Consider the following 13,154-nt stretch of genomic DNA (forward strand, 5'->3'; position numbering starts at 1 on the left):
TTCCCTGGGAGAAACCGATGCGCCCTCCCTACCTGCTCCTCGACGTCGACGGCGTCCTCATGCCCTTCCCCAACGCCGATGGGACCACCCCGGCCACCCACCGCAGCCACGATGTCGTTCCCACAGGCAGCAGCACCGACGACCCAGTCACCATCTGGCTCAACCCCGCACACGGCCCCCTGCTCATGCACGTGATCCGAACCGGCCTGGTCGCCCCCATCTGGTGCACCAGCTGGCGCCAAGACGCCACCACGCTCATCAGCCCACTCCTCGGCCTCCCGCCCCTCCCCTACGTCGACCTACCGCGTCTCCAGATCACCACCAGCCACCCCGACGGCTACCTCTGGAAACGCGACCACGTCGACAGCTGGCTCGGCGACTCACCCGTCATCTGGATCGACGACGACTTCACCACCCTCGACCACGAATGGGCCGCAGAACGCACCGCCCACGGCCGGGCAACCGCACTGATTCAGCCCGATCCTCATGTCGGCCTCTTGGCCGAGCATCTGGTCGAGGTTATGGGGTGGGCCGCGCTGTCGCCCATCGCACCGCCTGCTACTTCCGACGCTTCGTCCGAAGCGGAAGCCGCATAGAGCGGGCAAGCCAAGCATCTCGCACCTACGGCAATCGTCATCGCCACCGCTGAGGACAGGGCTCCCGGTTCTGCTGGGTGGAAACCGAACCTGCGATCGTGGCCGCCCGCAAAGCCGCGAAGGCCATCAAGAAGGTCAAGGTCGACAGGCAGCAGCAAGCCGAATGACGAGGCGAACGCCCAGGCCAGTGCCCGAAAGAAGCCCAAGCGGAAGCCTGAGGAGTAGCCGCGGGCCACTCCTCCCACGCAGGCCCCATCCCGACACCCGCCCGCCTGACGAGCCAGGCCCCGAGCAACACAAAAGCCCAGGTCACGAGCTATATGACCTGGGCTTTTCAGAGCCCCCTGTCGGATTCGAACCGACGACCTGCTGTTTACAAGACAGCCGCTCTGGGCCGGACTGAGCTAAGGAGGCGACGTGCGTCACAGTGCCACGCACGAAGGCTGAACCACTGTACACAGAGCCTGTTTCCCCAAGCCACGAAGTTCCGCACTCCACACGCTCCCGAAACTGCGCGTAACCATCCGCGCACCCGTTCGTTGATCGAGCTGACGTGCTGTTCCGAAGATCGGATCGTCAGGGAGGGGTCATGGGGGAGACAGAGGCCGAGCGCGTCAAGCGCGAGGTCCTCGGCATCGGCGACCGCCAAAAGCACCACACGCGCAAGGCGACTCCGCTGAAGTCCCACGCCAAGGCGCCCGACACGCGTCACCGGCTGTACCGGTTCCGCTTCTATCCGACCGAGGAGCAGTCCGAGCAGCTGGGGCGGACGTTCGGGGCGTGTCGGTGGGTCTACAACGAGGGTCTGGCGCTGCGTTCGGGGGCCTGGGAGCGGTATCGGGTGAATGTGGGGTTCGCGGAGACGTGTCGTGCGTTGACGGGCTGGAAGCGGAAGGAGGAGTCGGCGTGGTTGAGGGACGTGTCGTCGACGGTCCTTCAGCAGTCTCTGCGTCATCTGGATCAGGCGTACGGCCGTTTCTTCAAGGGTGAGGCCAGGTATCCGAGGCGGAAGAAGAAGGGTCGCGCGCGGGATACGGCGACGTATGTGCGGACGGGGTTCAAGTGGGTGGAGGATCCGGGGCGGCCGGGGACCGGGCTGATCACGTTGGCGAAGCAGTCGGTGCCGTTGGACATCCGGTGGTCTCGGGCGTTGCCTGCCGGGGAGGTTCCGGTGCGGTTGTCGGTGACGCGGGATCGGGCCGGCCGGTACTTCGTGTCGATGCTCGTGGAGGAGCGGATAGCTCCGCTGCCTGCGGTGTTCGTGACGGGGACGAGGAAGCCGAAGGCCGTCGGCGTGGATGTCGGGCTGGCGTCGCTGGTCATCCTGGACGACGAGACGAAGTTCGATCATCCGCGGTTGTTGAAGCGGTACGCGGAGAGGTTGGCGCGGTTGCAGCGGGAGCTGCACAGGAAGGTGCGGGGATCGAAGAACCGGCAGAAGGTCAGGGAGAAGATCGCGCGGCTCTACGCCCTGATCAGTGACGTACGCAGGGACGTGCTGAACCAGCTCACCACCCGCCTCGTGCGCGAGAACCAAGTGCTCGTGGTGGAGGACCTGTCCGTCGGGACCTTGATGCGGGCGGCGCGTGGCAAGGGGCGGCGGCGGAAGGCGAAGCTGAACCAGGCGATCGTCGATGCCTCGTGGGGTGAGTTGCTTCGGCAGTTGCGCTACAAGTGCGAGTGGTACGGGCGGGCGCTGGTGGTCGTGGACCGTTTCTTCCCTTCGACACGGCGGTGTTCTGCCTGTCATGTCATGGGTCCGAGGATGGATGTCTCGGTTCGGCAGTGGACGTGTGCCGGGTGCGGGGCTCTGCATGATCGTGATGTGAATGCCGCCGTGAACCTTCGGGACGAGGGTTTGCGTCTGCTGGTCGCGTAGGTGATCGGCGCAGTACGGACCGACGGGCCGTCGGCCGGAATGCCTGTGGAGCCCGTGTAAGACGGGTCAGGCGCAGCTCACCAGGGCTGCGCGTGGCCTGCGGTGGGCGATGAAGCAGGAAGCCGCGAGGTGAGGTCAAAAGTGCGTGGCTCTGCCCCGTTCGAAAATTTCCGCGAAGTTCACAGGGGCATAGGTACTGACATACGCGTGAACGCCGGGTACCGTCCTGACTCAGTCCACCTGCGTGGACTACACCACCACCTTCCTACAACGGATCGTCCGGCACGTTCCTGCCGGTAGAAGGGGGCCTCTGAGCCATGGCCACTGTTTCGTTCGACAAGGCGACCCGTATTTACCCGGGTTCCACGAAGCCCGCCGTCGACGGTCTCGACATCCACATCGAGGACGGCGAGTTCCTCGTCCTGGTCGGCCCGTCCGGCTGTGGCAAGTCCACCTCGCTCCGCATGCTGGCGGGGCTCGAGGACGTCAACGGCGGTGCCATCCGCATCGGTGACCGTGACGTCACGCACCTGCCGCCGAAGGACCGGGACATCGCCATGGTGTTCCAGAACTACGCGCTGTACCCGCACATGACGGTCGCCGACAACATGGGCTTCGCGCTCAAGATCGCCGGCATCAACAAGGCGGAGATCCGGCAGAAGGTCGAAGAGGCCGCGAAGATCCTCGACCTCACCGAGTACCTGGACCGCAAGCCGAAGGCCCTCTCCGGTGGTCAGCGTCAGCGTGTCGCCATGGGTCGCGCCATCGTGCGTGAGCCCCAGGTCTTCCTCATGGACGAGCCGCTGTCCAACCTCGACGCCAAGCTCCGTGTGTCGACGCGTACGCAGATCGCCTCGCTCCAGCGCCGTCTCGGCATCACCACCGTCTACGTCACCCACGACCAGGTCGAGGCCATGACGATGGGCGACCGCGTGGCCGTGCTCAAGGACGGTCTGCTCCAGCAGGTCGACTCCCCGCGCAACATGTACGACCGTCCGGCGAACCTGTTCGTCGCCGGCTTCATCGGCTCCCCGGCGATGAACCTCGTCGAGGTTCCGATCACCGACGGCGGTGTGAAGTTCGGCAACAGCGTGGTGCCCGTCAACCGCGAGGCTCTCAAGGCCGCCTCCGACAAGGGTGACACCACCGTCACCGTCGGTGTCCGCCCCGAGCACTTCGACGTGGTCGAGCACGGCGGTGCCGCCGCCACGGCCCTCTCCAAGGACACCGAGGACGCCCCGGCCGGTCTCGCGGTCTCCGTGAACGTCGTCGAGGAGCTCGGCGCCGACGGTTACGTCTACGGGTCCGCCAAGGTCGACGGCGAGCTGAAGGACCTGGTCGTCCGTGTCAGCGGTCGCGCGGTCCCGGAGAAGGGCGCCACGCTGCACGTCGTGCCGCGTCCGGGCGAGACCCACGTGTTCTCGACCTCCACGGGCGAGCGCCTCACCGACTGAGGACGAACCGCAGCAATTCACCCAGGTTGACGAAAAGGGCCCCGCAGAGCGTCTGCGGGGCCCTTCTCGCACCCGGAAGACCTCGGGGTTGTCGACAAATACCCCGGCACTCCGGTCATTTCGAGCAGTGCGCGTCAACGCCCTACCCAAAAAACGGCACTATCTCATCCCCCGAACCGGTGACTAAATGTCGCCAAATCATTACCACGCGCTACCCTCACACGCGTGAAGCACTCCACTAGCCAACAGACGCGACGCGGCCGGGGCCCCGCCCGCCGGATCGGCCGCTCCCTCGCCCTTGTCCTGCCCGTCGTCCTGGTGCTCTCCGGGACCCTCGCGGTCACCCGAGTCAACTGGTCCGGGGATCCCTCGACCTCCTCGGTGCTCACCGCGTCGGACGCCACGGTCTCGGACGGCAAGCCCCGCAGCGCACCCCTCGCCCCGCAGGACGCGCTGCGCGAGCAGCTCCTGACCGAGCTCCAGGAGAAGGACCCGGGCATCGCCCTCACACACCTCCAGGAGGCCGTGAACCACCGTCCGTCGCTCGCGAAGCACTGCGTCTCCATCGCGAGGTCCCTGGGCCGTGCCGCGGTGCGTGTGTACGGCCCCACGCGCGCGCAGTCGTTCGCCCGCCCGGTCTGTGACACGTCCTTCGCGACGGGTGTGGCGGCGGCCCACAGCTGACCCCTTTGAGCGGGGGCGCCGACACAGGTCGGGAAAGGGACGCGTCGTACAGTTTCGGTCATGACCGATCCGAACGTCGCGTCCCGTCCCACTCAGGCCGTGATCCTGGCCGGTGGCCAGGGCTCCCGGTTGCGTCCCTACACCGACGACCGGCCCAAGCCGATGGTCGAGATCCCCGGTACGGGGACTCCGATCATCGGCCATCAGCTTGTCTGGCTCGCCGAGGAGGGCGTGACGGATGTGGTCGTCAGCTGCGGGCATCTCGCCGAGGTGCTCCAGGACTGGTTGAAGACGGCTGATCTCCCGGTGCGTGTGCAGACCGTCATCGAGACGGAGCCGCTCGGGCGGGGTGGCGGTCTGAAGTACGCGGCCGCGCGTCTGCCGCATCCGGATCAGGCGTGGTACGCGACGAACGGTGACATCTGGACGCGGTTCTCGCTGCGTGACATGGCGGACTTCCACACCGAGCGGGATGCGGTGGCGACGGTCGCGTTGGCGCGGCCGCGGATTCCCTGGGGGGCTGTGCAGACCGACGGGTTCGGGCACATCACGGACTTCATCGAGGCGCCGCCGTCGACGTTCGAGATCAACGCCGGTGTGTATGTGTTCTCGCCCGGGTTCGCCGCGTTGTTGCCAGAGCGGGGGGATCATGAGCGGACTACGTTCCCCACGTTGGCGCGTGAGCTGCGGTTGGCTGGGTTCCCTCTTCCGCAGGGGGCGTACTGGCGGGCTATCGACACGGCGAAGGATCTGACGGAGGCGGCGAAGGAACTGGCTGCGTTGGGGCGGTGACGGTCGTGTTCAGGGTGCGGGTCCGTCGTGGCTGGTCGCGCAGTTCCCCGCGCCCCTGAAGGCCCTGCAGCTCCCCGTAGGTTTCAAAAGGTCCCGCACATCCTCTGTGCGGGACCTTTTCGTGGGCCGTGTCTCTCAGCCGGTGGGGTTGCCCAGTATGTCGCCCACCGGCCCGCCTACCCCAACAGGCCGCCGACCAGGCCCGGTTCGCCGGAGGAGGAGCCCCCGGTGTCGGAGCCGCCTGTCGAGCCGCCGGAAGTGCTGGTGCCGCCGGTCGGGCCTGAGGTGGTGCTGGGGGCTTGCTGGGCCGGGGAGGACTGCTGGGGTGAGGTCTGGCCGGTGGTGCCCTGGGTCTGGCTGGGTGAACCGCCGGTCGCCGTGCCGGAGCGGGTGGCGTCCGGGGTTGCCGAGGTGCCGGCGGAGGGGCCGCTGGTGGCGCCCTGGCTGGGTGCGGTGGACGGCGGCGGGCTCTTCTTGCGGGCCTTGGCGGAGTCCTGCGGGAGCGGGGAGCCGGGCAGTTCGTTGCGGGGGGCCTCGCCGGGGCCGGGGACGATGACGCGGTCGGCGTCCCGGACGGCTCCGCCGAGCACCGAGCCGATGAGCAGCGTCAGGCCCATCACGATCGCGGTGATGAGGGCGCCGCGGCGCAGGACGTAGCGGCGCAGTTCCCAGATGTCGGAGCGGGGTCCGAGGCGGCGCCAGGCGCTGCCCGCGAGGCGGCCGTCGATGGAGTAGACGGGGGCGCCGGCGATGATCAGCGGGGACCAGGCGGCGAGGTAGATGATGTCGGGGGTGTCGTAGGCGGGGACGCTCTTCCAGCTGACGGTGACGAGGAGGGCGGCGGAGAGGCCGGCGCCGACGACCGCGGCGACCCGCTGCCAGCAGCCCAGGATCGTGAGGACGCCCACGATGACCTGGAGGAAGGCGATGACGAGGCCGGAGCCGACGGGGTGCTGGAGGGCGAACTGGCGTAGTGGTTCGGCCACTTCCCACGGGTGCAGGGTGTTGAGCCACTTGACCATGGAGCCGCGCTTGCCGCCGTCGAAGTAGACGGGGTCGCAGAGCTTGCCCATGCCGGCGTAGATGGAGATGAAGCCGAGGAAGATCCGGAGCGGGAGGAGGACGACGCCGAGGTTCATCCGGCGGCCCGGGTAGTAGGCGTGCCGCGCGGGTTCGTCGCCCTGGCGTTTGAAGCTGCGGCCGGTGTCCTCGAAGTCCTTGTCCGCGTAGGCGGGTTCGTCGTCGGCGCTGCCAACTGTCGGCATGTCGGGCAGGAGTCGGGTGCCGTCGCCGTCGTAGCTGCGCTGGGCGCCGACGACCGGCGTCTCCATGGTCTGCGCCAACTCGTCGTCGTAGTCGGCCCGGTAGCCGTGGTCGACGTCGATGCGGGGGATGACCTGGGTGGCTCCGGCGTCGGCGGCGGGGGGCTCGGTGTGGCCGACGCTGCCGCCCCGCACGGCCTGGAGGAGGCGGTGGGCGCCGGTGTCGTCGGGGGCGGACTTGCCGCTCCACACGACGGCCCGGCGGCGCCCGGGGGCCTGGGCCGCACCGGCTCTGCCCGCCGCGGCGCCGACGGCCGGCATGCGTGCGGTGTCCTCGGCGGCGCTCAAGTGCCGTGCGATCCGCTGGGGTTGGGCGGTGCGCCGCGTCGACGCGCCCAACTGCACGCGGAAGCTGGCGTGGTTGACGATGATCTGCGCCGGATCGCTCGGCACCTTCACCATGCTCAGCGCGGGAGCGTCATCGAACCCGGAATCGAATCCCGATGAGCGGCCCCCCGTGGGTGTGCGGGGTGTTCTGGTGTCCACACTCATCTAACCGAGTGACGTGTGTTTAGGACACTGCTTTGACTCGCCGGATCTGTCCGGACCCCGTCAAGGTTGCCCCGTACGCCAGGAGTACCCCAAGTGGGGGACCGCGCCGAACACTCGTTCAGCCCCGCCGACGAGCCGCCTCATACAGCACGATCCCCGCCGCCACACCGGCGTTCAACGACTCCGCGCCACCCGGCATCGGGATCCGCACCCGGAAGTCGCAGGTCTCGCCGACCAGCCGGGACAGGCCCTTGCCCTCGCTGCCGACGACCATGGCGACGGGGCCGCCGAGGGCCTCCAGGTCGCCGATTTCGTGCTCACCGTCGGCGGCGAGGCCGACGACGACGATGCCGGCCTTCTTGTAGCCCTCCAGGGCGCGGGTGAGGTTCGTCGCGCGGGCGACCGGGGTGCGGGCCGCGGTGCCGGCGGAGGTCTTCCAGGCGCCCGCCGTCATGCCGGCCGCGCGGCGCTCCGGTACGACCACGCCGTGGCCGCCGAACGCGGAGACCGAGCGGACGACCGCACCCAGGTTGCGGGGGTCCGTCACACCGTCGAGGGCGACGATCAGCGGGTCCTCGCCGTTGTCGTAGGCGGCAGCGGCGAGGTCCTCGGGGTGTGCGTACTCGTACGGCGGGACCTGGAGGACCAGGCCCTGGTGATTGAGCCCGTTGGTCATGCGGTCGAGCTCGGGGCGGGGGGCCTCCATGAGGTGGACGCCGCCGCGGTCGGCGACGAGCTGGAGCGCCTCGCGGACCCGCTCGTCGTTGTCGATGAACTGCTGGACGTAGAGCGTCACCGCGGGCACGCCCTCGCGCAGCGCCTCGACGACGGGGTTGCGCCCGACGACCATCTCCGAGGTGCCCTTGCCGCCCCGGCCGCGCGGCGCGGGACGTCGTAGGGCCTGCCTCGCCTGGGCACCCGCGATTCGGTTCTTCTTGTGGCCCTTGCGCATCTCGGCGGGCGGGGTCGGCCCCTTGCCCTCCAGGCCCTTGCGCCGCTGGCCGCCACTGCCGACCTGCGCGCCCTTCTTGCCGGACATGCGGCGGTTGTTGGCTGCCATGACCTACCTGTTCTGCGTGGGTGTCTGTGTCGGTGAAATGTTCGTACGTCTATGCAGTGTGCCGCCCGGAGGGCCGGGCGGCACAATCGATCAAGAAAGACGGCTAGCGGGGACCCAGCGTCCAGCGCGGCCCCTGCGGACCGTCCTCGATGGTCAGTCCGGCCTGGCCGAGCTGGTCGCGGATGGCGTCCGCGGTGGCCCAGTCCTTGCGGGCGCGGGCCGCCTGCCGCTGGTCGAGGACGAGGCGTACGAGGCTGTCGACCACGCCGTGCAGGTCCTCGCCGCGGCTCTCGTCACCGGCCCAGTGCGCGTCGAGCGGGTCCAGGCCGAGGACGCCGAGCATGGCGCGCACCTCGGCGAGGCGGGCCACCGCGGCCTCCTTGTCGTCGGCCGCGAGGGCGCTGTTGCCCTGCCGGACGGTGGTGTGCACGATGGCGAGCGCCTGCGGGACGCCCAGGTCGTCGTCCATGGCCTCGGCGAAGGCGGGCGGCACCTCGGCGGACGGCTCGACGGGGCCGGCCTTCTCCACGACCCGCTGCACGAAGCCCTCGATCCGCGCGAACGCCGACTCGGCCTCGCGCAGGGCTTCCTCGCTGTACTCGATCATCGAGCGGTAGTGCGGGGTGCCGAGGTAGTAGCGCAGCACGATGGGGCGCCACTGCTTGACCATCTCGCTCACCAGCACACTGTTGCCGAGCGACTTGGACATCTTCTCGCCGCTCATGGTGACCCAGGCGTTGTGCACCCAGTACTTGGCGAACTCGTCGCCGTAGGCCTTGGCCTGGGCGATCTCGTTCTCGTGGTGCGGGAAGATCAGGTCCAGGCCGCCGCCGTGGATGTCGAAGGCGGTGCCGAGGTACTTGTGCGCCATGGCCGAGCACTCCAGGTGCCAGCCGGGGCGGCCGCGGCCCCACGGGGTCTCCCAGTCGGGCTCGCCGGGCTTGGTCGCCTTCCACAGCGCGAAGTCCCGCAGGTCCCGCTTGCCGGTCTCGCCGTCGCCGGCGGGCTGGAGGAGGTTCTCCAGCTCCTGGTTGGAGAGCTGGAGGTACTCCGGGAAGGACTTCACGTCGAAGTAGACGTTGCCCTCGGCCTCGTAGGCGTGGCCCCGCTCGATGAGCCCGCGCATCATCTCGATCATCTCGGGGACGTGCCCGGTGGCCCGCGGTTCGTACGTCGGCGGCAGGCAGCCGAGGGCGTCGTAGCCCTCGTTGAACGCGCGCTCGTTGTCGTAGCCGATGGACCACCAGGGGCGGCCCTGGTCGCGGGACTTCGTGATGATCTTGTCGTCGATGTCGGTGACGTTGCGGATGAACGTGACGTCGTAGCCGCGGTACTCGAACCAGCGGCGCATGATGTCGAAGTTCAGGCCGGAGCGGATGTGCCCGATGTGCGGGGCGGCCTGCACGGTGGCGCCACAGAGGTAGATCGAGACACAGCCCTGCGTGAGCGGGGCGAAGTCACGGATCTGCCGGGCGCTGGTGTCGTACAGGCGAATAGTCACGGGTCCAGGGTAGTGGGCGATGTGTGGTGCCTTCGACGGGTTGTGGATAACGGTCAGCTCGCGGTCCTGACCACCAACGCGGTCGCCACCGCCATCAGGCCCTCGTCCCGGCCGGGAAACCCGAGTCCGTCCGTCGTTGCGCCTGATACCGAGACCGGAGCGCCCGCCGCCTCCGACAGGATCTTCTGCGCCTCGTCCCGCCGCTTGCCGATCTTCGGGCGCGGTCCTACGACCTGCACGGCGATGTTGCCGATCCGGAAGCCCGCCTCACGGACGATCCGGGCCGCCTCCGTCAACAGCGTGACGCCGGATGCACCCGACCATTCGGGGCGGCCGGTGCCGAAGTGCCGGCCCAGGTCTCCGAGGCCGGCCGCCGAGAACAGCGCGTTGCAGGCGGCGTGGGCGACGACGTCCGCGTCGGAGTGGCCGGCCAGGCCGGGGCCCTCGTCCTCCCACTTCAGGCCCGCGCACCACAGCTCGCGGCCCTCCTCGAAGGCGTGGATGTCGGTGCCGATGCCGACCTGCGGCATCGGGAAGGACTCAGAAGCCATCGTTGAGCCTCCTGCGGGCCAGGACCGCCTCCGCGAGGACCAGGTCCAGCGGGCGGGTCACCTTGAAGGCCTCCTCGTGGCCGGGCACGACCACGACCGTCAGGCCCAGCTGCTCGACCATGCTCGCGTCGTCGGTGACGTTCTCGGTGACCGTCTCGTGGGCGCGGATCAGGGTGGTCCGGTCGAAGCCCTGCGGGGTCTGTACGGCCCGCAGGCGGGCGCGGACCGGGGTGGCCACGACCGGTTCGGGCTCACCGGAGACCTGGGCCGGCTCGACCTCCTTCACGGTGTCCGCGAGGGGCAGCGCCGGGACGACGGCGGGGGCGCCTTCCCGTACGGCCTCGATGACCGCGTCGACGGTGTCGACCGGGACGAGCGGGCGGGCCGCGTCATGGACCAGGACGATGTCGAAGTCGGGCGGGAGCGCGTCCAAGCCGAGCCTCACCGACTCCTGGCGGGAGTCGCCGCCCGGGACGACGACGAAGTCCGTCCGCTCGGGCAGCGCGTGCGCGTCGAGGAGGGACTTGACCTCGCCGGCGCCGTCGGGCGGGGCCACGACGACGACCAGGGAGACGGCACGGGAGGCCGCCATCGCGCGGATCGCGTGGATCAGCATGGGGGTGCCGTTCAGCGCGCGAAGCGCTTTGGGGGCGCCCGGACCGAGGCGTACGCCCCTTCCGGCGGCCGGAATCACCACCGCGGTACGTGCTTCGGCGGCCGTAGGGCGCGAAACGTCAGACATCGGTTCCTGTCAGGTTTGTGTGCTCGGCCAACGTGGGTACGGAGACAGCGTGCCGGGCGCGACGCCTTGACCGGACCCTTCCGTGACACCGGTCGAGCCTGCTGCCCGGGCCCGGCACGCCAAGTATCGGGGACCCCATCCCGTCGTACGGTGTCGAGTACGAAGTAGTGCGGTGTTCAGATATGAACATGCCGCAGCGCCCGGCGACAGAAATACGTCATCGGGCACCGCGGCATCTCATGTTCTCAATGTGCTGAGCCGAACCCGGCGGCAGCGTGCGTCGTCAGGACGCGAGAACCTCGTCGAGCAGGGCCTCGGCCTTGTCCTCGTTCGTGTTCTCCGCGAGAGCGAGCTCACTCACCAGGATCTGCCGAGCCTTGGCGAGCATGCGCTTCTCACCTGCGGAGAGTCCACGCTCGCGCTCACGACGCCACAGGTCACGCACGACTTCCGCGACCTTGATGACATCGCCGGAGGCGAGCTTCTCCAGGTTTGCCTTGTAACGACGGGACCAGTTAGTGGGCTCCTCGGCGTACGGTGCGCGCAGCACCTCGAAGACCCGGTCCAGCCCGTCCTGACCGACCACATCACGCACGCCGACGAACTCCGCATTGTCCGCTGGCACACGCACCGTCAGGTCACCCTGGGCGACCTTCAGCACCAAGTAGGTCTTGTCCACGCCTTTGATCTGGCGAGTTTCGATGGCCTCGATCAGCGCGGCCCCGTGATGGGGATAGACCACGGTGTCGCCAACCTTGAACGTCATGTGACAGGTACCCCTTCCGTGGCTATCCAGGGTAACACGGAAACTGCGGGTTCTGAATGGCGTTTTCGCAGGTCAGGGCATATCTCGGGGCTTGACAACAGTAACAGGAACGTGCTGCGAAGGCCGAGCGGAAGAAGGTATTCGCAGGTGGGAGCGGCTCTTCAGGGGAGGTGAAACGCGTACGTTACACACATCCGGAGGCGCCGCCGGACGGCCTAACGTCCCTAAATGTCCGGTTCCAAGTGTGCGACTTCCGCTACTCCGTTCGGTGCCCCGAGGCGGTTCCGCGTCGAATCCGGAATTGATCACGCGGGGCCAACGGATCAGACGGTGATCAATTCCGGGGGTGATCGCGCATTCCTTCACGGAAGTTTTGCCACTGGATGCCGAAGGCTCTTATGTGAATGCCGGACGAGCGCCGGAGTGCGGGGGAGAAGTGACTCACGAGTCACTTGTGAACCGGGTGACACGCCTCTTGGGGAGGGTCGGGTGCGGCCCGGCGGGGACGGCTCGGTAACCTAAGCCCGCTGACAGACACTTAGCGCGGCTTTACGGGCCGCCTCGCTCAAGTCAAGGAGTTGCCGCCGCCGTGAGCAGCAGCCTTCGACGCGGTGCCCTCGCCGCCGCCTCCCTCGCGTTCTCGGTCGCCGCGCTCTCCGCGTGCGCCGCCGGCAACAACGCCCAGACGCTGGAGGTCAAGCCGGACAACGCGGAGACCAGCGTCGGCGACATCAAGCTCCAGAACGTCGTGGTCATCACCCAGCCCGCCACCGAGGCCTCCGGTGAGACCAAGGGGCCGGCGGTGATCTCCGCCACCGTCTTCAACAGCGGCGACACCGCCCAGACGCTGGACTCCGTGAGCATCGCGGACGGCGGCAGCGCCGAGATCACCGCCGCCAAGGGCAAGGGCAAGGTGACCGTCCCGGCCCACGGCTCCGTAGTCCTCGGCGGCAAGGGCAACGCCTCCGCCGCGGTGAACGACCTCGGTGAGGCCGTCAAGAACGGCAACGCGCAGAAGGTCACGTTCACCTTCAGCACGACCGGTGACGTGAGCCTGCGGGCCTTCGTGGTTCCGGCCGACAGCTACTTCACCAAGTGGGGCCCGACCGCGATGCCGTCGGCGCCCACGAAAACGGCCAAGCCGTCCACCTCGGCGCCCCCGAGCGGTTCGGCCACCCCGACCGGCTCCGCCACGCCGACCGACGCGGCCTCCGCGAGCGCGACGGCCAGCGGGGCGGCAGCGGGCCACTGAGCCGCCGTACGAGACCGTCGTACGACACGAAGGGCGGGACCTCCGAGGAGGTCCCGCCCTTCG

Annotated in this window: 12 protein-coding genes and 1 tRNA gene; 6 read left to right on the forward strand and 7 right to left on the reverse strand. The window is 68.7% G+C overall.

Translation table 11 applies throughout. The annotated features are described in order from the left end of the window. The first annotated feature begins 17 nt into the window (after window positions 1–17). Window positions 18–596, forward strand: a complete 579-nt coding sequence (locus AB0D34_RS24190) for an HAD domain-containing protein (protein WP_362664611.1) — start codon at window positions 18–20, stop codon at window positions 594–596. 338 nt (window positions 597–934) lie between these two features. Here AB0D34_RS24190 and AB0D34_RS24195 read toward each other — a convergent pair. Then, window positions 935–1,010: transfer RNA gene (locus tag AB0D34_RS24195), tRNA-Thr, on the reverse strand. Between the two features lie 175 nt (window positions 1,011–1,185). Between AB0D34_RS24195 and AB0D34_RS24200 the strand changes: the two genes are divergently transcribed. The 4 genes from AB0D34_RS24200 (at window position 1,186) to AB0D34_RS24215 (ending at window position 5,405) form a co-directional block, all read left to right on the forward strand. After that, window positions 1,186–2,475, forward strand: a complete 1,290-nt coding sequence (locus AB0D34_RS24200; RefSeq protein ID WP_362664613.1) for an RNA-guided endonuclease TnpB family protein — start codon at window positions 1,186–1,188, stop codon at window positions 2,473–2,475. Between the two features lie 317 nt (window positions 2,476–2,792). After that, the gene (gene ugpC / locus AB0D34_RS24205; RefSeq protein ID WP_362664615.1) at window positions 2,793–3,929 is read left to right on the forward strand and encodes a sn-glycerol-3-phosphate ABC transporter ATP-binding protein UgpC; all 1,137 of its coding nucleotides are present in this window, start codon (window positions 2,793–2,795) and stop codon (window positions 3,927–3,929) included. Window positions 3,930–4,154: 225 nt separating this feature from the next. Further along, window positions 4,155–4,613 (forward strand): hypothetical protein, encoded by a 459-nt coding sequence (locus tag AB0D34_RS24210; protein WP_362664617.1) that lies wholly within the window; start codon window positions 4,155–4,157, stop codon window positions 4,611–4,613. A gap of 60 nt (window positions 4,614–4,673) precedes the next feature. Beyond that, on the forward strand, window positions 4,674–5,405 hold the full coding sequence (locus tag AB0D34_RS24215) for a nucleotidyltransferase family protein (protein ID WP_362664619.1): 732 nt from the start codon (window positions 4,674–4,676) through the stop codon (window positions 5,403–5,405). 176 nt (window positions 5,406–5,581) lie between these two features. Here the strand turns inward: AB0D34_RS24215 and AB0D34_RS24220 are convergent, their stop codons facing one another. The 6 genes from AB0D34_RS24220 to AB0D34_RS24245 all read right to left on the reverse strand — a co-directional run bounded on the left by AB0D34_RS24220 (window position 5,582) and on the right by AB0D34_RS24245 (window position 11,839). Then, the gene (locus tag AB0D34_RS24220) at window positions 5,582–7,219 is read right to left on the reverse strand and encodes a DoxX family membrane protein (protein ID WP_362664621.1); all 1,638 of its coding nucleotides are present in this window, start codon (window positions 7,217–7,219) and stop codon (window positions 5,582–5,584) included. A gap of 118 nt (window positions 7,220–7,337) precedes the next feature. After that, window positions 7,338–8,279: a 23S rRNA (guanosine(2251)-2'-O)-methyltransferase RlmB gene (rlmB, locus tag AB0D34_RS24225; RefSeq protein ID WP_362664623.1), complete on the reverse strand. Its 942-nt coding sequence runs from the start codon at window positions 8,277–8,279 to the stop codon at window positions 7,338–7,340. Between the two features lie 103 nt (window positions 8,280–8,382). Next, entirely contained in the window at window positions 8,383–9,780 is a 1,398-nt protein-coding gene (gene cysS, locus AB0D34_RS24230; RefSeq protein ID WP_362664625.1) for a cysteine--tRNA ligase, read from the reverse strand. Between the two features lie 53 nt (window positions 9,781–9,833). Then, entirely contained in the window at window positions 9,834–10,331 is a 498-nt protein-coding gene (gene ispF, locus AB0D34_RS24235; protein WP_362664627.1) for a 2-C-methyl-D-erythritol 2,4-cyclodiphosphate synthase, read from the reverse strand. Next, window positions 10,321–11,073 (reverse strand): 2-C-methyl-D-erythritol 4-phosphate cytidylyltransferase, encoded by a 753-nt coding sequence (gene ispD / locus AB0D34_RS24240; RefSeq protein WP_362664629.1) that lies wholly within the window; start codon window positions 11,071–11,073, stop codon window positions 10,321–10,323. The genes ispF and ispD overlap by 11 nt, the downstream gene beginning before the upstream one ends. 283 nt (window positions 11,074–11,356) lie before the next feature. Continuing rightward, a complete protein-coding gene (locus AB0D34_RS24245) occupies window positions 11,357–11,839 on the reverse strand; it encodes a CarD family transcriptional regulator (protein WP_003953493.1) in 483 nt (160 codons plus the stop codon). A 589-nt stretch (window positions 11,840–12,428) separates the two neighbouring features. On the opposite strand from AB0D34_RS24245, the gene AB0D34_RS24250 reads away from it, so the two are divergent. Next, window positions 12,429–13,091 carry a copper chaperone PCu(A)C gene (locus AB0D34_RS24250; RefSeq protein WP_362664631.1) on the forward strand — a complete coding sequence of 221 codons (663 nt, stop codon included), beginning with the start codon at window positions 12,429–12,431 and terminating at the stop codon, window positions 13,089–13,091. Window positions 13,092–13,154 lie beyond the last annotated feature (63 nt).

The organism is Streptomyces sp. NPDC048420 (assembly GCF_040651535.1).
In the GTDB taxonomy this organism is placed as follows: Bacteria; Actinomycetota; Actinomycetes; order Streptomycetales; family Streptomycetaceae; genus Streptomyces.

Bases quoted from the DNA above. Each gene is read 5' to 3' on its own strand.
- rlmB (WP_362664623.1), bottom strand. From the start codon at position 8,279: ATGGCAGCCAACAACCGCCGCATGTCCGGCAAGAAGGGCGCGCAGGTC.
- AB0D34_RS24200 (WP_362664613.1), top strand. From the start codon at position 1,186: ATGGGGGAGACAGAGGCCGAGCGCGTCAAGCGCGAGGTCCTCGGCATC.
- ugpC (WP_362664615.1), top strand. From the start codon at position 2,793: ATGGCCACTGTTTCGTTCGACAAGGCGACCCGTATTTACCCGGGTTCC.
- AB0D34_RS24220 (WP_362664621.1), bottom strand. From the start codon at position 7,219: ATGAGTGTGGACACCAGAACACCCCGCACACCCACGGGGGGCCGCTCA.
- AB0D34_RS24245 (WP_003953493.1), bottom strand. From the start codon at position 11,839: ATGACGTTCAAGGTTGGCGACACCGTGGTCTATCCCCATCACGGGGCC.
- AB0D34_RS24215 (WP_362664619.1), top strand. From the start codon at position 4,674: ATGACCGATCCGAACGTCGCGTCCCGTCCCACTCAGGCCGTGATCCTG.
- ispF (WP_362664627.1), bottom strand. From the start codon at position 10,331: ATGGCTTCTGAGTCCTTCCCGATGCCGCAGGTCGGCATCGGCACCGAC.
- AB0D34_RS24190 (WP_362664611.1), top strand. From the start codon at position 18: ATGCGCCCTCCCTACCTGCTCCTCGACGTCGACGGCGTCCTCATGCCC.
- ispD (WP_362664629.1), bottom strand. From the start codon at position 11,073: ATGTCTGACGTTTCGCGCCCTACGGCCGCCGAAGCACGTACCGCGGTG.